This window comes from Streptomyces sp. NPDC058773 (assembly GCF_042746015.1).
Taxonomy (GTDB): Bacteria; Actinomycetota; Actinomycetes; order Streptomycetales; family Streptomycetaceae; genus Streptomyces.
Genome location: NZ_JBHYPE010000044.1, coordinates 17,680 through 35,478, shown reverse-complemented (window position 1 = coordinate 35,478; position 17,799 = coordinate 17,680). Strand labels below are relative to the sequence as shown.

General features: G+C 72.6%; 18 protein-coding genes, 1 tRNA gene and 1 riboswitch. Of the genes, 5 read left to right on the top strand and 14 right to left on the bottom strand.

Annotated features, from left to right (window positions below; translation table 11 throughout):
• Window positions 1-4: 4 nt before the first annotated feature.
• The 6 genes from ACFW5B_RS28720 to ACFW5B_RS28695 form a co-directional block, all read right to left on the bottom strand.
• Window positions 5-1,081: a sugar kinase gene (locus ACFW5B_RS28720; protein WP_386445698.1), complete on the bottom strand. Its 1,077-nt coding sequence runs from the start codon at window positions 1,079-1,081 to the stop codon at window positions 5-7.
• 80 nt (window positions 1,082-1,161) lie between these two features.
• Window positions 1,162-1,782 carry a bifunctional 4-hydroxy-2-oxoglutarate aldolase/2-dehydro-3-deoxy-phosphogluconate aldolase gene (locus ACFW5B_RS28715; RefSeq protein WP_386445639.1) on the bottom strand — a complete coding sequence of 207 codons (621 nt, stop codon included), beginning with the start codon at window positions 1,780-1,782 and terminating at the stop codon, window positions 1,162-1,164.
• A 219-nt stretch (window positions 1,783-2,001) separates the two neighbouring features.
• Window positions 2,002-3,147: a galactonate dehydratase gene (gene dgoD, locus ACFW5B_RS28710; RefSeq protein WP_386445636.1), complete on the bottom strand. Its 1,146-nt coding sequence runs from the start codon at window positions 3,145-3,147 to the stop codon at window positions 2,002-2,004.
• A gap of 240 nt (window positions 3,148-3,387) precedes the next feature.
• Window positions 3,388-4,095: a FadR/GntR family transcriptional regulator gene (locus ACFW5B_RS28705; RefSeq protein WP_386445633.1), complete on the bottom strand. Its 708-nt coding sequence runs from the start codon at window positions 4,093-4,095 to the stop codon at window positions 3,388-3,390.
• A 118-nt stretch (window positions 4,096-4,213) separates the two neighbouring features.
• On the bottom strand, window positions 4,214-4,846 hold the full coding sequence (locus tag ACFW5B_RS28700; protein WP_386445695.1) for a DUF4383 domain-containing protein: 633 nt from the start codon (window positions 4,844-4,846) through the stop codon (window positions 4,214-4,216).
• 405 nt (window positions 4,847-5,251) lie between these two features.
• The gene (locus ACFW5B_RS28695; RefSeq protein ID WP_386445630.1) at window positions 5,252-6,631 is read right to left on the bottom strand and encodes a hypothetical protein; all 1,380 of its coding nucleotides are present in this window, start codon (window positions 6,629-6,631) and stop codon (window positions 5,252-5,254) included.
• 142 nt (window positions 6,632-6,773) lie between these two features.
• Here ACFW5B_RS28695 and ACFW5B_RS28690 point away from each other — a divergent pair.
• The 4 genes from ACFW5B_RS28690 (at window position 6,774) to ACFW5B_RS28675 (ending at window position 9,692) form a co-directional block, all read left to right on the top strand.
• Window positions 6,774-6,845 (top strand) — tRNA-Val (locus ACFW5B_RS28690).
• 229 nt (window positions 6,846-7,074) lie between these two features.
• A complete protein-coding gene (locus ACFW5B_RS28685) occupies window positions 7,075-8,169 on the top strand; it encodes a DUF1152 domain-containing protein (protein WP_386445627.1) in 1,095 nt (364 codons plus the stop codon).
• Between the two features lie 277 nt (window positions 8,170-8,446).
• Complete coding sequence (locus ACFW5B_RS28680) at window positions 8,447-8,998, top strand: DoxX family protein (RefSeq protein ID WP_386445624.1); 552 nt, start codon at window positions 8,447-8,449, stop codon at window positions 8,996-8,998.
• Between the two features lie 193 nt (window positions 8,999-9,191).
• Window positions 9,192-9,692, top strand: a complete 501-nt coding sequence (locus tag ACFW5B_RS28675) for a VOC family protein (protein ID WP_386445621.1) — start codon at window positions 9,192-9,194, stop codon at window positions 9,690-9,692.
• Between the two features lie 70 nt (window positions 9,693-9,762).
• Here ACFW5B_RS28675 and ACFW5B_RS28670 read toward each other — a convergent pair whose 3' ends face one another.
• From ACFW5B_RS28670 to ACFW5B_RS28660, 3 genes are all read right to left on the bottom strand, one after another.
• Window positions 9,763-10,917, bottom strand: coding sequence for a HoxN/HupN/NixA family nickel/cobalt transporter (locus ACFW5B_RS28670; protein ID WP_386445692.1), 1,155 nt, complete (start codon window positions 10,915-10,917; stop codon window positions 9,763-9,765).
• Window positions 10,918-10,947: 30 nt separating this feature from the next.
• A riboswitch (cobalamin riboswitch) is annotated at window positions 10,948-11,161 on the bottom strand.
• Between the two features lie 67 nt (window positions 11,162-11,228).
• Window positions 11,229-12,077, bottom strand: coding sequence for an alpha/beta fold hydrolase (locus ACFW5B_RS28665; RefSeq protein ID WP_386445618.1), 849 nt, complete (start codon window positions 12,075-12,077; stop codon window positions 11,229-11,231).
• Window positions 12,074-12,832 carry a MarR family winged helix-turn-helix transcriptional regulator gene (locus tag ACFW5B_RS28660; protein WP_386445616.1) on the bottom strand — a complete coding sequence of 253 codons (759 nt, stop codon included), beginning with the start codon at window positions 12,830-12,832 and terminating at the stop codon, window positions 12,074-12,076. The genes ACFW5B_RS28665 and ACFW5B_RS28660 overlap by 4 nt, the downstream gene beginning before the upstream one ends.
• Window positions 12,833-12,960: 128 nt before the next feature.
• On the opposite strand from ACFW5B_RS28660, the gene ACFW5B_RS28655 reads away from it, so the two are divergent.
• Entirely contained in the window at window positions 12,961-13,374 is a 414-nt protein-coding gene (locus ACFW5B_RS28655) for a hypothetical protein (RefSeq protein ID WP_386445689.1), read from the top strand.
• On the opposite strand, the gene ACFW5B_RS28650 is transcribed toward ACFW5B_RS28655, so the two are convergent.
• The 5 genes from ACFW5B_RS28650 to ACFW5B_RS28630 form a co-directional block, all read right to left on the bottom strand.
• The gene (locus ACFW5B_RS28650) at window positions 13,337-14,005 is read right to left on the bottom strand and encodes a nucleoside/nucleotide kinase family protein (protein ID WP_386445613.1); all 669 of its coding nucleotides are present in this window, start codon (window positions 14,003-14,005) and stop codon (window positions 13,337-13,339) included. The two genes, ACFW5B_RS28655 and ACFW5B_RS28650, sit on opposite strands and share 38 nt — an antisense overlap.
• Window positions 14,006-14,059: 54 nt before the next feature.
• Entirely contained in the window at window positions 14,060-15,274 is a 1,215-nt protein-coding gene (locus ACFW5B_RS28645; RefSeq protein ID WP_386445610.1) for a methyltransferase, read from the bottom strand.
• Between the two features lie 196 nt (window positions 15,275-15,470).
• A complete protein-coding gene (locus ACFW5B_RS28640) occupies window positions 15,471-16,055 on the bottom strand; it encodes a GNAT family N-acetyltransferase (RefSeq protein ID WP_386445607.1) in 585 nt (194 codons plus the stop codon).
• A gap of 223 nt (window positions 16,056-16,278) precedes the next feature.
• Complete coding sequence (locus ACFW5B_RS28635; RefSeq protein WP_386445605.1) at window positions 16,279-16,926, bottom strand: DedA family protein; 648 nt, start codon at window positions 16,924-16,926, stop codon at window positions 16,279-16,281.
• A 308-nt stretch (window positions 16,927-17,234) separates the two neighbouring features.
• Window positions 17,235-17,699: a DoxX family protein gene (locus ACFW5B_RS28630; RefSeq protein WP_386445602.1), complete on the bottom strand. Its 465-nt coding sequence runs from the start codon at window positions 17,697-17,699 to the stop codon at window positions 17,235-17,237.
• Window positions 17,700-17,799 lie beyond the last annotated feature (100 nt).

The following is a 17,799-nucleotide window of genomic DNA, read 5'->3' as shown; positions in this document are numbered from 1 at the left end:
CCGCTCAGCGCACGACGGTGCCGGGCGGCGCGCCCAGCATGCCCAGCTCCGCGCGGGTCGGTGCGCCCTCCCAGTCGCCGGGCGACGCGACCGCGAACGCTCCGGTGGTGACGGCGCGCTCCAGGCGTCCGGCCGGCCCCGCACCGTCCAGCAGCGCCGACAGATAGCCCGCTACGAAGGCGTCGCCGGCGCCCACGGCATCCACGGCTCGCACCGCCCTGGCGGGCCGGTGCAGGGAGCCGCTGTCGGTGAAGGACGTCGCCCCCGCCGCACCGAGTTTGACCACGACCTCGCCGACGCCCTGGTTCAGCAGGAGCCCGGCCTGCGTCGCCACGGTGGCCGCAGGGTCGCCTGCGCCCTTCTGGGGCGGGAGGGGCGCGGTGTCGTCGGCCGTGTCGGTCGCCTCGGCCCCTGGGCCCGCACCGGCCCCGGCACCCGTCTCGCCCCCGCCTCCCGGCAGACACAGCGGTAGTTCGTCGTCGGAGGCGATCAGGACGTCCACGGAGGGTATCCACTCGCGGAGCACGTCGGCGGCCTCTCGGGCGGTCCACAGGCGGGCGCGGAAGTTGACATCGAGGCATACCAACGTGCCGTGTTGGCGGGCCAGTTGGAGGGCGTGCCGGGACGCCGCGCGGGCCGTGGGGCTCAGGGAGGGCGTGATGCCCGTGAGGTGCAGGACGCGGGGCGGTGCGGCAGCGAAGGCGCGCCGGATCGCCTCGGCGGTGAGCCGGGAGCCGGCCGATCCCGCGCGGTAGTAGTGGACCCGGGTCACCTCGGGGAGCCGTGGCTCGAAGAGGAGCAGCCCGGTCGGGGCGCCGGGATCGGTCGTGGCGCCGGATACGTCGACACCTTCGGCGCGCAGCGTACGCAGCACCAGCTGTCCGGCCTCGTCCTCGCCGACCGCGCCCGCCCAGCGGACCTCGTGTCCGAGCCGGGCCAGGCCGATCGCGACATTGCTCTCCGCCCCGGCGACGGAAACGTTCATCGTGCCGCCGAGCTTCAGCGGGCCGCTGCCCCGCAGGGCGACCATCGTCTCGCCGAGCGTGAAGACGTCCGGGCGACCGGGCCGTCCGGGAAGCAGCGGGCGGGCGGGTGCCGCTCGGGAGCGCGGGGCGGCGGCACCCCGCTGGTCCGCGCCGCCCGTGGCCCTCGACTGCCCTGTCACTGTGCGCACGCCGCCTTGAACTCCGCCGCACGCTTGCGCAGCTCGTCCAGGTCGCCGCCGTCCGCCGCGTCCCCGATGAGCGGTGAGCCGACGCCCACCGCCACTGCTCCGGCGGCGAAATACGCCGGTGCGGCCGCCGCGTCCACCCCGCCGACCGGCACGAACGCCGGCTCGGGGAACGGAGCGCGAAGCGTCCGCAGATACTCGGGCCCGCCCACGGACGCCGGGAACAGCTTCAGGGCCGAGACGCCCAGCGCGTCGGCCGCGATCACCTCGGACGGTGTGAGCACCCCGGCGAGCGTCGCGAGCCCCTGTCGTACGGACTCCTCCAGACCGGCCCCCAGGCCGGGCGTGACGATGAGATTGGCCCCGGCCTCGGCGGCGCGCCGGGCGTCAGCCGCGGTCAGGACCGTGCCGGCGCCGAGCCAGGCCGCATCGCCGAGCTCGGCACGCGCCCGTCGGATGACGGTCAGGGCGTCGCTTCCGCTGAGCGAGACCTCGATCAGCGGAACGTCTGCCTCCGCGAGCGCCATGACCGTACGGAAGGACGCCTCCGCATCTCTGCCCCGGATGATGGCGATCAGCCGCTCGGTCCGAAGCGCTGTGCTGAAGTCCATGGCGTTCCTGCTTTCTCCTGCTTCCCGCCGCATGCGTACTGCGCGGCCGGGCCGTTCGGGCGCACGGGTGACACCTCTGATTATTCCGGTCCGGGCGGGCGGCCGTGCGGGCTGTGGACAACGAGCCGGATGCGGCCAGGAGGGCGCGGCGGCTCGGGCGTGACGTGCGCGTCGTCCCCCGGACCGGGCCGTGGCGATCGGCGGCTCGCGCCCGGCCGTTCACCACTCGGCGAAGGCTCCGTCCTCGTGGCGCCACACCGGATTCCGCCAGGCGTGCCCCCGCCGGTCCGCAGCCCGTACGGCGGCCTCGTCGACCTCCACGCCGAGCCCGGGGCGCTCGGTCCGCAGCAGCGAGCCGCCGTGGAAGCGGAACGGCTCCGGATCCGCGACATAGTCCAGCAGCTCGGCGCCCTGGTGGTAGTGGATCCCGAGGGACTGCTCCTGGATGAGGAAGTTCGGGGTGGTGAAGGCGACTTGGAGGCTGGCGGCCAGGGCTACCGGTCCGAGGGGGCAGTGCGGGGCGAGCTGCGCGCCGTACGTTTCCGCGAGCGCGGCGATCCGGCGTAGCTCGGAGATGCCGCCCGCGTGCGAGATGTCGGGCTGGAGGATCGCCACCCCGGCTTGCAGCGGAGCCAGGAACTCTCGCCGGGTGAAGAGACGTTCACCGAGTGCCAGGGGGATGGAAGAGGCGTTCACGAGGTCGGGGAGGGCATGCAGGTAGTCGCAGAGGACGGGCTCCTCGACGAACATCGGTGCGTAGTCGGCCAGCAGGGGGAGCAGTCTGCGGGCGTTGGCGGGCGAGACCCGGCCGTGGAAGTCGAGGCCGAAGTCGCGTTCGTCGCCGAGGACTTCGCGTGCGGTCTCGGCGCGCAGCAGACACTCCCGTACTTCCGCGCGGGTCGCCACCGGGGGCATCCTGCCGCAGCCGTTCATCTTGACGGCGGTGAAGCCCGCCTCGGTCTGCGCGGTGACCGCGTCCCGGATGGCCTGCGGCTCGTCGCCGCCCACCCACGCGTACGCGCGGACCTTCTCGCGGACCGGCCCGCCGAGCAGCTGGTGGACGGGGAGAGCGTGCCGCTTCCCCTTGATGTCCCAGAGCGCCTGGTCCAGGCCGGCGACGGCGGACGACAGGACGGGCCCGCCGCGGTAGAAACCGCCCTTGGTCATGACCTGCCAGTGGTCCTCGATGCGCGCCGGATCCCGCCCGAGGAGGTACTCCGACAGCACCTCCACGGCCGCCCGGACCGGCTCCGCCCGCCCCTCGACCACCGGCTCACCCCAGCCGACGACGCCGTCATCGGTCTCCACCCGGACGAACATCCAGCGCGGCGGGGCGAGGAAGGTCTCGATGCGGCTGATCTTCATGGACCGGTTCGTCCCTTCGCCCTGCGGCCGTGTCTGCCGGGCGGCCCGGGCCGGGCGCGCCGGACCGCTGCGCGAAGTCCTGCCCACCCACGCCGTCGCCTGAACCGACGCCGCTCCGCCGCTCCCGGAACGCGGACCCGGCCGCCCCCTCCCGCACCGCGCCGCATCCCGGCCCCACGCCAAATGCTCCCGCCACCGCTACGGACACCCGTGCCGCCACCACGGACACCCGCGTCGCCGCTACGGATGCTCCCGCGCGGACGCATCCAGCAGTTCGAGCATCGCCATATAGGCGCCGTCGACATCCCGGTTCCGTACGGCCTCGACGACCGCGGCATGCAGCGCATGGGGATGCTCGGCCGCGCGGTAGGCGGCCGCCACCTCCCGGTCGCGCTGCACGAGCACCGGCACGATCACCCGGTGCATCTGCGCATAGAAGCGATTGTTCGACGCGATCAGCATCGCCGTGTGGAAGGACGCGTCAGCGCGTACGAGCAGCACCGGGTCCGGGTCGTGCTCGGTCGCGGCCATCGCGCTCAACGCGGCGTCCAGGGCCGCCAGATCCTCGTCGGTACGGCGCTCCGCGGCGAGCGCGGCCGCCGCGGGCTCGATGGACCGCCGCAGTTCGAGCACATCGGCGAAGAAGTCCGACGAGACACCGGCCGCCAGCTTCCAGCGCAGCATGTCCGTGTCCAGGAGGTTCCAGTCCGCCCGGGGCCGGACGAAGGTGCCGCGCTGTGTGTCGCTCCCGAGGAGACCCTTGGTGGTCAGCACCTTGACCGCCTCCCGCAGCACGGTCCGGCTCACCGCCAGCTCCGCCATCACCTCCGGCAGCACGAGGCTGTCGCCCTCCCCGTACCTGCCCCGGAAGATCCGCTGGGCGAGCGCCCCGGCCGCGCTGTGGTGCGCCCCGTGTCCTGCCGGGGAGGCGCGCCCCGAACGGCTCATCGTGCTGCTCCCTGCTCCCCGTCCTGCCCCACCCCGGCCGTCACACCCCAGCCGTCAGGGCGTACCGAGCACCCCAATCCCACCTCGGTACGCCCTGACGTCTCCTCGCCGCCCCGGCTCAGGGTTTCTTGCCGCTGTCGCCGCCGCGGGTGCCGGCATCGAGGGTGGTGGTGTGCCGTCTGCTCCCGCTGGTGCCGGCGCCGAACGAACCGCGCCCGGCATGGGAGGCGCCCTGCATGTGGACCCGCGCCGCCTGCCGCGCGGCCGTCATCCCGGAGACGGGTTGCAGCTGTCCGCGGTCGAACCGCTCCGCCTCCTCCGGGTGCCGGGCGCGCCAGTACGGATTGTCATGGGAGAGGCCGCCGCTGACCCGCCCGTACATCCCGAAGACCAGCAGCATCAGTCCGACCAGGAAGCTGAACAGGACGTTCTGGATCCGGAAGGCGAGGAAGTTCAGGCCGGTGTCCAGCAGCGCCAGGTTCACGAATCCGCTCAGGAGGAAGAGCACGCCGAACACGATGTTGAGGGTCGAGGCGAAGTTCCCGCCGATCACCATGCCGACGAAGAGGATGGCTCCGACGACGATCGAGAGCACGCTCAGGGCGCCGTTGGTGTTGAGCCCCGCAACGGTGTCGCCGCCGGTGTCGAAGTAGCCGATGTGATGGGTCAGCCCGAGGATGCCGAACGCGATCAGTACCAGGCCCATCAGCCCGGCGCCGATGCGGTAGACCCTGCTGAGCCGGTGGTCCACGGGCAGATGCTCGTCGAGGTGTGTGCGGTGCCGCTTCTTCACCCGGTGGAGCGGGTTCACGGGCCCGTGCAGGGTCTGGCCAGTAGCCCCAGTAGCCATGTCCGGCCTCCTTCGCGCAGGTGCCGACTGGACGTAGCTCCCTCCAGGATCCGCCCGGGGGCCCTTTCGCGCCATCGCACCCGGCGGCGGGGAGCAGGGCGCGGCCCGCCCACGGGGGGGCGGCCCGCGCGCCCGGCCAGGGGTCTCCGGCCGGGCTCCGTGCTGCGCACCGGGGCCTTCCGGCCCGGCCACCGGCCTGGCCGGCCCGCACACCGGCTGGAAGGCCACCGTCCGTGGCCGCCCCTGGGAACGACAGCCCGCCCTTCGGAACGCAGCCCGGCCCCCAGGAGCTGCCGGCCCCGAGCCTCAGCCGCCGGTCCCGCCCCTGGCCTCCCGGATCTCCTGCACCACCCGCGCCGCCGTCTCCCGCACCGCCTCGGTCTCCATCAGGAAGTGCCACCAGTCGGGATGGCGCCCCTCCAGACCCGCGACCGCACGGTCCAGCCGCGCCACCGCGTCGTCCAGGGGACCGGCATGCCGCGGATCGGGGGTGCTGCGCCCGGTCATCGCCAGTCGCTGCGCGTCCCGTACGGCGAAGCGGGTCCGCTCGATCTCCTTCTGCCGGTCGAACGACACCGCATCGAGCCGCTGCAGCCGGTCACCGGCCGCCGACACCGCCTCATCGGTGGTGTCCAGCAGCGCGCGTACGGTCGCCAGCCGGCTCGTGGCGTCCGCCCAGCGCTGCTCGTCCCGCGCCTGCTGGGCCTCTCGCAGCTTGACCTCGGCCTGCCGGACGGACTGCGCGGCCTGCTCGGGTACGTGCTGAAGATCCTGCCAGCACGCCGCGCTGTAGCGCCGCCGCAGCTCACTGAGGACCGGATCGACCTTGCCCGCCCGCGTCGTGATCGCCTGCGCCCGGGTCCGCAGCGACACCAGCCGCTTGTCGATCTCCGCGGCCTTCCCCGGCAGCCGCTCGGCCTCGGCCCGTACGCCCTCGGCCTGGCGCAGCACCTCGTCGGCGCGCCGGATCGTCTCCGGTACGCCGTGCTGCCCGGCGCCCTGATTCAGCTTGGTCAGCTCCGGCCCGAGCGCCGCCAGCCGGGCCGCGAGATCATCGGCCCGCAGGCCCTCCGCACGGACCGCGTCCAGCGCATTGCTCGCCGCCAGCAGCGCCTGCCGCGCCCGCTCCACGGCCGGGGCCAGCCGCGCCAGCTGCGTCTCGGCGGACTGCAGCAACGGGTCCAGCCCCTGCGCGAACCGGTCCAGCTCGCCCTTGACGCGGTCCAGCTCCTGCTTCGCACGCGTCAGATCCGCCCGCGCCCGCGCCATCGCGGTGCCGTCGAGGTCGTCACGGTCCAGATCGTGGGAGTCGACCGCGGTGATGTAGCCATGACTCACCTCGTCGATCCGCCGGCCGAAGCCCTCGTACTCCTCCGCCGCCTTCCGCGCGGCCGGTGAGGTGTCGACGGCGGTGATCGTCTCTATCGAGATCCGCAGATCCCGGTGCGCGGTGTCCAGCTCGTAGAACGCCGCCGCCGCGGCGTCCTTTGCGGCCTGCGCCTCGGCCCGCTGGCCTTCCCCCCGCCCGAACCACCGACGGGTCCCCCCGCTCGCGAACGACAACGGCGCCAGCGCCGCCACCAGCGGCAACGGCAGCAACACGAGCGCCAGCACATCCCGGACCGGGCCCCTACGGGCGCGACGGCGTTCTCGCTGCTCATGCGGCTGAGTGTCTGTCGCCGTCACTTCCCTCTCCCGATCGGATAGCCCCAGGACCGAATGTCATTCTCCCACTCACCGGAAACGAACACACCGGCCGCTGAGTTCGCACTTCGCGTACTCGTTTGCAGTTCAGCCCCGGAGGCAAGGTAGTCTGTCGGCTCGGCAAGGGCGCATAGCTCAGCGGTAGAGCGCTGCTCTTACAAAGCAGATGTCACAGGTTCGAATCCTGTTGTGCCCACTCCTTGCGCGAAATGACAAAGGCCCAGGTCATCCGAGGTGAATTCGGATTCCTGGGCCTTGATCATTTCTGTGGCCGGCCGGCGGAACGTCCGGTGCCCGCGACGGGACGTCTGATGGCGGACGCCGGGCCGTGGGCGGCGGACGGGGCAGGCCGGCGGGCCGCGTCCGCATGCCCGGCGGTTCGACGCCGATGCGTCGGTCGCCGATGCACTCGTACGCTGGCATATGTGACGCGCGTGATCGTGGCGGCCGGGGGCGGCGGCGACGCTGTTGCCGCCGCGATGCTGGATGCCGCGCTCCATGGTGAGGAGAATCCGGCGGTGGTGCTCACCTACGCGTGGGACCGGCTGGTGGTCGACCCCGTGCCCGGGCCGAGAGGGCCGGCCAATTTCGCCGGTCTCCGGGCCCTCACCCGCAGCGTCCGTACGGTCCCCGCCGACGCGGCGCCGATCGCTCCCGCGGGATCGACGCTTCCCCGGCTGGCCGCCGCACTCCCGCAGACCTTCGCGCTCATCGATCCGCACCACGGCGCGGAGGGCATGGTGCGCCAACTGGAAGAGCTCATCCGGTTCGTGGAGCCGGAGTCCGTCGACCTCCTGGACGTGGGCGGCGACATCCTGGCGCACGGGGACGAACCCACGCTCCGTAGCCCGATCGCCGACGCGCTCACCCTTGCGGCGTGCTGCGAACTCAACTTCCCCGTACGGCTCCTGATCGCCGGGCCCGGCCTGGACGGCGAGCTGCCTGCCGATGCCCTGCACGAACGGCTGGGCCCGGGTGTCCTGACCTTCACGGCCGAGCATGTCGCACCCGTCAGCCCGGTACTGGAATGGCACCCCTCCGAGGCCACGGCCATGCTCGCCGCCACCGCGCGAGGCGCCCGCGGCCTGTGTGAAGCGGGAGACGCCGGCATACGTGTCCCGCTCACCGACGAGGGGCCCGTCGTGTACGAGGCGGACCTGGAGGAGGCCCTCGACTGCAACCGGCTCGCCGGTGCCGTCCTCGCGACCGAGAACCTGCATCAGGTCGAGCAGTTCAGCCGGGAGATCTGTGGTTTCTCGGAAATCGACGACGAGCGGAAGAGGGGAAGTCGGTCCGGCCGTCCGCCCGTTCGGGAGCTCACCGCGGAATTCGTCCTTCCGCGGCTCGACGCATTCGAGGCGGATGCCCGGAACCGCGGCATCACCCATACGACATTCCGACGCCTCGCCGAAGCCTTCGGTTTCGGCGGCAGTCGACGCCAGGACCTCAGGGAGCTGCTGATCGGAACCCGTCCGGAGCAGTACGAGGCCCCGCTCTGGCGTATCCGGTCCGGGGCCTGAGGAGGGACCCGGGCCGCGGGTGGTTGACGCCGCGCCTGCGTTTCGCCGGGTTGCTGGATGAGGGGGGCGGTGAACTCGGATGGCGGCGACGGGAGTTGGTGGTCCTGTCATGGCCCGGTCCGGTGGGTGCGAGGTGGCGCGCCGTACGTGATGTTGTTCCTCGCCGGGGTGCTGTGTATCGTCGAAAGCAGTGTCTTGAAGTTTCAAGTAAATGTTCGGCCTCGCGGGGCCGGTACTCGACACGCACCAGACCCGACCTGCGAAAGAGCGGCTCCTGATGACGTCCCCCCTCGGCACCCTCGCGTCCTCCCGCCTCGACATCCCCACACGCCACACTCCTTCCCAGCACGGCTACGACAGCGGGCTCCTTCTGCTGCGCCTCGTGCTCGGGCTGACCATGGCGGCCCACGGCGCCCAGAAGCTGTTCGGCTGGTTCGGTGGTCCGGGCCTGGACGGGACCGGGCAGTTCTTCACCATGAGCGGCTATCCGGCGGGCCGGACGATGGCCGTCGTCGCCGGGCTGAGCGAGCTGTTCGGCGGGCTCGGGCTGGCGGTCGGGCTGCTCACACCGCTGGCCGGTGCGGCGGTCGTCGGCACGATGATCAATGCCCTCGCCGTGAAGTGGGGCGGAGGCTTCTTCGCGCCCAAGGGGGTGGAGTACGAGCTGCTGCTGACCGTCGGTGCGGCGGCCGTGGCGCTGACCGGGCCCGGTCGTTACGCCCTCGACCGTCTGCTGCCCGGTCTGCGCAGCCACCGGGCGGTCCGTGGGGTGGTCGCGCTGTTGCTGGGTGTGGTGCTGGCCGGCGCGGTGCTGCTGGTACGGAAGTGACCCCCGGGGCGAGCCCCCGGAGGTGACCGCCTCGCTCCGCGCGTACCGGATGTGTGCGACGGACGGGACCTCCGCCGACCGGATACCGGCCGACCGGCCCTGGGCGGGGGCGGGGTGTGCGGGATACAGCAGATAAAGGGGAGGCGGCGGCGCCGTGGCGGTGTCGTGGCCGGGAGATCGGAGAGCAGGTCCCATGTCAGTACGACGTCTGAACCACGCGGTGCTCAATGTCCGCGATGTGGCGCGGTCGGTGGCGTTCTACACCGAGGCCCTCGGGCTGACGGTGGATGTCGAGATTCCGGGACGGGCCGCGTTCCTCAGTGCTCCCGGCTCGCTCAACGATCATGACCTGGGGCTGTTCGCGGTGGCGCCGGACGCGCCGGGGCCGGGCGCCGGGCGGGTCGGGCTGTACCACCTGGCCTGGGAGGTCGGCACACTCGGCGAACTCGTCGCGGCCCGTACCCGGCTGATCGAGCGGGGCGCCCTGGTGGGGGCCAGTGATCATCTCGTGGCCAAGTCGCTGTACGCCAAGGACCCGGACGGCAACGAGTTCGAGGTGATGTGGCGGGTGCCGCGGGAGGACTGGCCGGGCCCGGACCTGCCGGACCGGCTGCTGCCCCTCGATCTGGCGGCGGCGCTGGAGCGCTGGGGGCCGGACCGGGAGACGGGGGCGGCGGCCGGCTCGGCCACGTGAGGGTGCCGCGCCGTCGGTCACCGAGGCTGCGAGCCGGCTCGGCCACCTGCCGGGCCGGCCGGAGGGCCCCTCAGGAACCCGGCGCGGACTGCTCCGCCGGCTCCGTTCGCCCGGACCGCTCCGCTCGGTCGGCCCGTTCCGCCCAGCGCTTCTCCACGCCGGCCAGTCGCCAGTAAGCCAGCGCCGCGGCCCACACCACCACGAACAGGCCGACGATGATGAAGCCGACGTTGTCGAGGTCGAGTCCCGAAATCCAGCCGGTCAGCGCGTCGTTGAGGCCGAGCTTGTCGTGCAGCACGGTCACCAGCTCGATCGTGCCGATGAAGAAGGCGACGGCGATCGACAGGCCGGTGATGGTGAGGTTGTAGTAGACCTTGCGCACCGGGTTGGCGAACGCCCACTGGTAGGCGAAGTTCATGAAGGTGCCGTCGAGGGTGTCGAACAGGCTCATTCCGGCGGCGAACAGCAGCGGCAGGCACAGGATCGCGTACCAGGGCAGGCCCGCCGCGGCGCCGCTGCCCGCCATCACCATCAGCGTCACCTCCGTCGCGGTGTCGAAGCCGAGCCCGAAGAGGAAGCCGAGCGGGAACATCTGGCCGGGGCGGGAGATGGAGCGGGTGAACCGGCCCAGGAAGCGGTTCATGAAGCCGCGCGAATCGAGGCGCTGTTCCAGCTCGGCCTCGTCGTACCGGCCGTCGCGCATCCCGCGGAAGACCCGCCAGATACCGGCCAGCGCAAGGAGGTTGAGGGCGGCGATGAGGTAGAGGAACGTGCCGGAGACGGTGGTGCCGACGGTGCCCAGGATCTGGTGCGTACGGGACTCGTCGTTCAGCAGCGTGCCGGCGAGCTGGGCGCCGCCGGCCACCAGGGCCGCCATCACCACGACCACGCTGGAGTGCCCGAGGGCGAACCAGAAGCCGACCGAGACCGGCCGCTTGCCGTCGGCCATCAGCTTGCGGGTGGTGTTGTCGATCGCGGCGATGTGGTCGGCGTCGAAGGCGTGCCGCATACCGAGGGTGTACGCGGTGACGCCGAGGCCGACGCCGAAGACCTGGCTTCCGACGGAGTAGTGGTACGGGACCACGAGCAGGAAGAGCACGCCGAAGGCGACGACATGCAGCCCGGCTATGACGGCCATCAGGCCCGCGGTACGGACGGTGTCCTGCCGGCGCCAGCGGAACGCGGCGGGGGCAGGGGTGTTCGGGGTATCGGTGGACAGGGCCATCCGGCGGTCACGCTCCAGCACCTCGTGGATCAGTTCGTGAGATGCCGTGGCCGGTCTCCTGGCTTACGGGTGCCCGCGTCCGCCCCGCCTTCCCGGCCGCGGGCTGCGGTCAGTGGCGCCGCAGACGCGTCAGGCGTCTGCGGAAGGGGTGGAAACTCCCCGATCACAGTGGCGAGGGCCGCTCCGGGCTGGGACCGCAAAGTCCGTCACCGGCTTCCCGAGCACCACGGCCCGGCCACTCTAACCGCCGCTCCGGAGGCGCGGGCGGTCTGGGGGTTTTCGCCCCCGGAGGGGGAGCGCCGCGCTATGGGTCAGTAGTCCAGGGATGAGAGGAAGGCGTGCAGTTCGTGATCGAAGAGCGGGGTGTTCTCCAGGTTGACCATATGGGCCGCACCCGGGATTCGGACTCTTCGGGCGCCCGGGACGGCCAGGGCTATCGCATGGGCGTTGGCGGAGATGTCTCCGCTGTCGAGGTCGCCGTCGAGCACCACCGTCGGCACCCGGATCTCGCCGAGGCGGTCGGCGGCGCCGACTTCGAGGGGCATACCGGCTCCCATGCCGTCCGCATGGACCTCCACATTGGCCGCGGCCGAGGCGCGCATCCGTTCACGGAATCCCGGGTGCACGGCGGACGGCTCCCGGTGCGGCCCGTCCACCCACATCCGCAGGAAGTGCTCGACATACCGCTCCGCGCCGTCCGGTGCGCCGATCGCCGCCACCTGCTCCTTGATGTGCGCCAGCACGAAGGGGTCGGTGAAGGCCCGGCCGCTGATCCCCGGTGAGGCGAGCGCGAGGGCCGTCACCCGGTCGGGGTGGGCGAGGGCGGTGTCGAGCGCGACCCGCGCGCCGTGGGAGAGGCCGACGAGGACGGCGCCGGGGACCTCAAGCGCGTCCAGCAGGGCGCACAGGTCGTCGTGGTTGGCGTAGTCCCCGGTCACGGTGGAGGAGAGGCCGTGGCCGCGGGAGTCGTAACGGATCGCGCGCAGGCCGGAGTTGACCAGCCAGGTGAACTGCTCGTCCCACATGTGCTGGTCGAGCATGCCACCGTGCAGCAGCACCACCGCTGGGCCCGAGCCGGCCGTCTCGTAGAACAGCTCGCCGTCGTCGACCGGCACGATGCCGTTGTCGATCTCGGACCAGGCGGTGATTCTCTGCGTCATTCTCCTGACCGTCCTTTGTGCGTGAGAGGGGCCGAGGCGGGTCTGCGGCCGTGACCGTCAGGTTTGCCGTTGCCGTTATTGCGATTACTGCGGTTGCCGTTGGTGCCGTCGCTGTCCTCAGTGCGACGACCGTTACGAGTATCCCGACTGTCGCGACTGCCCTGACTGTCGGGTTCCTCCCGTGGAACGCGCGAGTCGTTCGCCAGGTGCCGGAATTCCTCGCCGAGTCGGTCGAGGACGTGCAGCGCGGTGCGGACGTCGTCGGCGGGCAGGTCCGCCAGTCGTTGCCGCAGCTCCGTCGCCTCGAACTGCTGGATGCCGCGTATCGCCGCCGTGCCCTCGGCGGTGAGCCGGATCAGGGACGAGCGGCGGTGGGCGGGGTTGGGAGCCGTGACGACCAGGCCCAGTTCCGCGGCGTGGTTGACCCGGCGCTGCACCGGCTGGCGGTCGAGACCCATGGTGCGTGCCAACTGCGGGACGGTGCGCGGGCCTTCGGTGTGCAGGGCGTCCAGCAGTGCGTGTTCGCCGGCGGTGAGGCCGGTGTCCGCCAGTTCGCGTTCCACCGCGCGTACGACCGTGCGGTGCAGTGGCCACAGGCGTCGGATGACGTCGTACAGCAGGTCTTCGGTGGTCGTTGCTTCCCCGGTGCCGGTATCCGTCGCCGCATCGCTCCCGGCGTTCGTCTCGGTGCTCGTCCCGCTGGTCGCCTCGGCACGCCGCGAGGTGCCCGGGAGATCCTCCTCGATGACACTCATGATGTCATGATGACACCGCTGATGTCGTTTGGGAAGGGGTCTGCCGCGGAATGGAGTTGAGGGGGCGGAGGAGGCAGAGGGGTGGCGTGAGGCTTGTGTGGCGCGTCGACGAGGAAGGCGGAGAGCGGATGAAGGTCGGACTGTTGCGTACGGTCGGGGTCGCCACGGCGGTTTACGGGGCGGCGGTGGCCGCGGTGCCCGATCTGCTGGCGCGGCCCTCGGGTCTGGTCGATGAGCAGGGCCGGACCGGGCGGGCGACGCGCACCTCGCTCCGCCCGCTGGCCTGGCGGGATGCGGTGAGCGGGCTGGCGCTGGCGCTGGCACCGGAAGGACCGGCGCTGCGCACCGCCGCATATGTGCGGATCGCGGCCGACTTCGGGGACGCCGTCCTGCTGGGTGCGACGCTGCCCGGCCGCGACCGGAAGCTGGCGGCGGTGGCGGTGTCCGTGGGGTGGGGCGCGCTGTCGGTGGCCGGGCTGCTCGCCGGTGGGCGGCGGCCGGAGGTTATGTGCCCGCCGGCGGCGGGGCCTCTTCGGCGGTGAAGGTGATGACGAGGTCGGCGCGGTCGCGAGTGGCCGCCACGACACGGGCGTTGGCCTCGTCGGAGGCGTGCACGAAGCGTTCGGCGTCGGCCCGTGGACGCCCGAAGTGCTCATGGCGGTCGATCAGCCGCCGGACCCGCTCCGGGCCGTCCAGGTCCACGTACCAGACCTCGTCGAGCAGCGCGCGGACCCGCGCCCAGGGGGCGGAGTCGAGGAGCAGGTAATTGCCCTCGGTCACGATGAGCGGGATATGGGGCGCCACGGGGATGCTGCCGGCCACCGGCTCCTCGATACGGCGGTCGAACGCCGGGGCGTAGACGGTGCCGTCCGTCGCCGCGTCCGGCTCCGGCGCGCGCAGCCGTGCCAGCAGCGCCGCGTATCCGGCCGGATCGAAGGTGTCCGGCGCGCCCTTGCGGTCCGTACGGCCGAGGCGGCGCAACTCCGCCTCGGCGAGATGGAAGCCGTCCATCGGGACGAGCGCCGCCTGCCCGGTCAGCTCCGCCACCACATGGGCGGCGAGCGTGGACTTACCGGCACCGGGCGGGCCGGTGATACCGAGCAGCCGGCGCCGGCCGGGAGTGGCCGAACCGGCCAGCCGCCGGGCGCGGGAGTAGAGATGTCGGGGATCCATGGTGCGTCCATCGTGCCCGATCGGCGACGGACCGGGGCGGCCAACCGGTGGCGCTCAACAGGGGCCGGGCGCGGGCCGGTCCGCGGGGCCCAGGCGCCACAGGGACGTGACCTCGGCCATCCGGGCCACATGGAGCGGGTCGGAGGTGTCGCGGGCGCGCGGGTGGCGCGGGGCGATGTCCAGCCGGTCCAGGACCGTGAGACCGGCCTCGGCGAAGGCGTCGGCGAGCTCGGTGTGCGGGCGCAGGCCAAGGTGTGCCGCGAAGTCGGAGAGGATCAGCCAGCCCTCGCCGTCCGGGGTCAGATGGTCCGCGAGGCCGCTCAGGAAGCCGTACAGCATGCGGCTGCCCGGGTCGTAGACCGCGCGCTCCACGGGGGAGGTCGGTTTCGCGGGCACCCATGGGGGATTGCAGACGACCAGCGGGGCGCGGCCGGCCGGGAACAGATCGGCCTCGATGACCTCCACCTGCCCGGCGACGCCCAGGCGTTGGGTGTTCTCGCGGGCACAGGCCAGCGCCCGCGGGTCCTGGTCGGTGGCCACGATCCGGCGTACCCCGCGCCGGGCGAGCACGGTGGCCAGGACGCCGGTACCGGTGCCGATGTCGAACGCCAGCTCCTGGGTGGGCAGCGGCGCCTCGGCCACCAGGTCGACGTATTCGCCGCGGGCCGGGGAGAAGACGCCGTAGTGCGGATGGATGCGGTCGCCGCCGAGCGCCGGGATCTCGACGCCCTTCCTGCGCCACTCATTGGCGCCGATCAAGGCGAGGAGTTCGCGGAGCGAGACGAGGGTGAGGGCCGGTTCCGGGCTCTCCGTGGCGCCGGGCGCCGGAGCCGCGTCCGCGGCCTCGGCACGGGCGGGCTCGGCGGGGCCGTACGCCCGGACGCAGGCCTCGCGGACGTCGGGGGCACGGTGCAGCGGGACGGTGTAGGCCGCGTCCAGGGGGACCAGCAGCATGCCCAGGATGCGGGCACGGTGATTCTGCGCGGCCCGGTGCACATGGAACGCCTGGGTGACGTCGGCGGGCGGTGTCTTGCGGGGGCGGCGGTCGATACGGCGGGCCATCGCCGTCAGCAGCTGACGGGCGTTGTGGAAGTCGCCGCGCCACAACAGCGCGGTGCCCTCGCAGGCGAGCTTGTAGGCCTCGTCGGCCCTGGTCCGGTCGTCCGCGACGACGATGCGGCGCGGTGGCGGGGTGCCGTTCTCGGAGCGCCAACGGGCGGAGCGGGGCTGGTCGGCCTCGGTCCATTCGACGACCGGCGGGTGGTTCACCGCAGTGTGCCTCGTGTGTGTGGTGGGAGCCCTCCCAGGGTGCCGCCCATGAGGCGGCGCCGGTCCGGCGCCGGGGGAGCGGTGCTGCGCTCGCAGGAGACGGTGGGCGGGGTGGTGTGACCGTTGACTTTACTCCGTATTGGGGCCGCTCCCGGCCCGCGCACCGGACCGGGGGCGGGCGGCGCCGGGCCCGAGGTCAGCCGATGCCGAAGGCCGGGGCGTAGCGCACCGTGCCGCGCGGGGGCGCGGAACCGTCCAGGGACAGCGCCATGAAGGCCTCGTCCGGCCAGGGCTGCGGCGGCAGAATGCCGAACCGGGCCGTGGCCGGGACGAAGCCGAAGCGCGGGTAATACGGCGGATGGCCGAGCACGATCACGGTCCGCTCGCCGGCCGCCCGCGCCGCCTCCAGGAGTGCCCGGATCACGGCACCGCCCGCGCCGCACTTCTGGTAGGCGGGCAGTACCGCGCACGGGGCGAGCGCCACGGCGGGGACCTCGTCGACATGACAACGGGTCAGCAGCGCATAAGCGGCCGGGGTGCCGTCCGGGGCGTCGGCCACATAGGACAGGGCCGGCAGCCAGGCCGACGGGTCGCGGCGCAGCGCGTCGACGAGATCGGCCTCCTCGGCCGTCGCGAAGGCGGCGAGGTTGATCCGGCGGACGGCCGCGGTGTCCGCGGCGGTCTCGGGGCGCGGGTGCCAGGCGCCGGCGGGCACGGCCGGGTCCCCGGTGGCGCCGTCGTCGGTCCCGTACGGGTCGTGGGATGCGGGAATGCCACTCATATCGGTCATCGTCGCACCGGGCTCCGGCGTCCGGCCAAGGGATTTCCGCGCCTCCGGGAGCAACAGGCCGTCGACAACAGGCCGTCGTCACGAGGTGGTCGCCCACTGGCCGTCGCCGGCGGACCGTGACCAAGAGGCCGTCCCCGAGCGGCGGTCGCCAGCAGGCCGCCGCGGCACCCGGCATGCGGCGGGCACCCGTCGGCGGTCGCCCGTGACCGGCCGGTCAGTGTGCTGTGCGGCGCTCCGGGCGGCGTATCAGGAAGGCGGCGGCCGATCCGGCGGCAAACAGGGCGACGACCGAGACGGCCGTGCTCATCCAGGAGGTGCCGAGCCACTGTCCGCCGAAGTAGCCGAGGCTCACGCTGTAGGTCGCCCAGGCGACCCCGGCCAGTGCGGACCAGGGGAGGAACTCGCGGACCGTGCGGTGCGCGACCCCCGCGCCCAGGCTGACCACGGAACGCCCGGCCGGGGCGAAGCGGGCCAGGACGACGATGCCGCCGCCGCCCCGCGTCAGCGCCGTACCGAGGCGTCGCTGGGCCGTGGCCAGCCGGCGGGAGCGGCCGATGGCGCGGTCGAAACGGTCGCCGCCGCGCCGGGCGAGCCGGTAGGCGACCATGTCGCCGAGTACGGAGGCGGTGGCCGCGCACAGCATCAGGGAGCACATTTCGGCCAGGTGGGCACCGGAGTTGACGGTGACGGCGACGCCGCCGACCGCATCCGCCGCCGTACCGCTGCCCGCCGCCGTGGTGGCCGCGGCGATCACCAGGACGCCGCTGGGCAGGATCGGGACGAATACGTCGAGAACGATCGAGAGGCTGACGATCACATACACCCAAGGGGTGCCGCTGAGGGACCCCAGGCTCTCCAGCAACGTCCTTCTCCCGGTCCGAACCCCGCCGCGACGTCGCTCGGTGCGGCAGGGGCGGCTCTACAGCCATACAGCGTACGCCTGGCCGCTGTGGCCGAAAGGGCAGGGTCGGGATGCGAGGGAAGCGGCATTGCGCACCTACCGCCCGATGTATGCCGTATGAGCTGCGTGCCGGGAAGAGTGTGTCCTGTGCGCCGCCCGGCGTGTCCGTCGCGTCCGGAAACGCGGCACGGCCCGTACGGCGGAGTGGCCGTACGGGCCGTGAAGGGCGGGGCCGGGAGGTCCCGGGGTTCCGTCGGGAGTTCGGTGCGTCAGACGACGGAGGGCTCGCGCCGGGCGGCCGGGGCCGCCTCCTGGTCGCGCTCGCCGAAGAAGATCCGGTCGAGTGCCCACGAGCCGGGCCCGGTGAAGACGAGCAGCAGGAAGGCCCAGCAGTACATCGCGGAGGCCTCGCCGCCGTTCTGGATCGGCCACAGCGCCGTGCCCTGGTGGGTGGAGAAGTACGCGTACGCCATCGAGCCGGAGCTGATGAACGCGGCGGCGCGGGTGCCCAGGCCGAACATCACCAGGACGCCGCCCGCAAGCTGGATCACCGCGGCGTACCAGCCCGGCCAGCTGCCGGCGGGCACGGTGCCGCCCTGCCCCATGGCGCCGCCGAGGACGCCGAAGAGCGAGGCCGCGCCGTGGCAGGCGAAGAGCAGGCCGATGACGATGCGGAAGAGCGCGAGCGCGTGGGGGGTGCTTCTCTGGAGGAACGCGCTGAGGGATGCGGACATGTGGGGACTCCTACGGTTTCTGGGGACGAGGTAACCGCCGAAGGGCAAAGGTTAGGGAAACCTAATCAGTACTTGCAAGTTCAACCTCTGGCCATGAGGG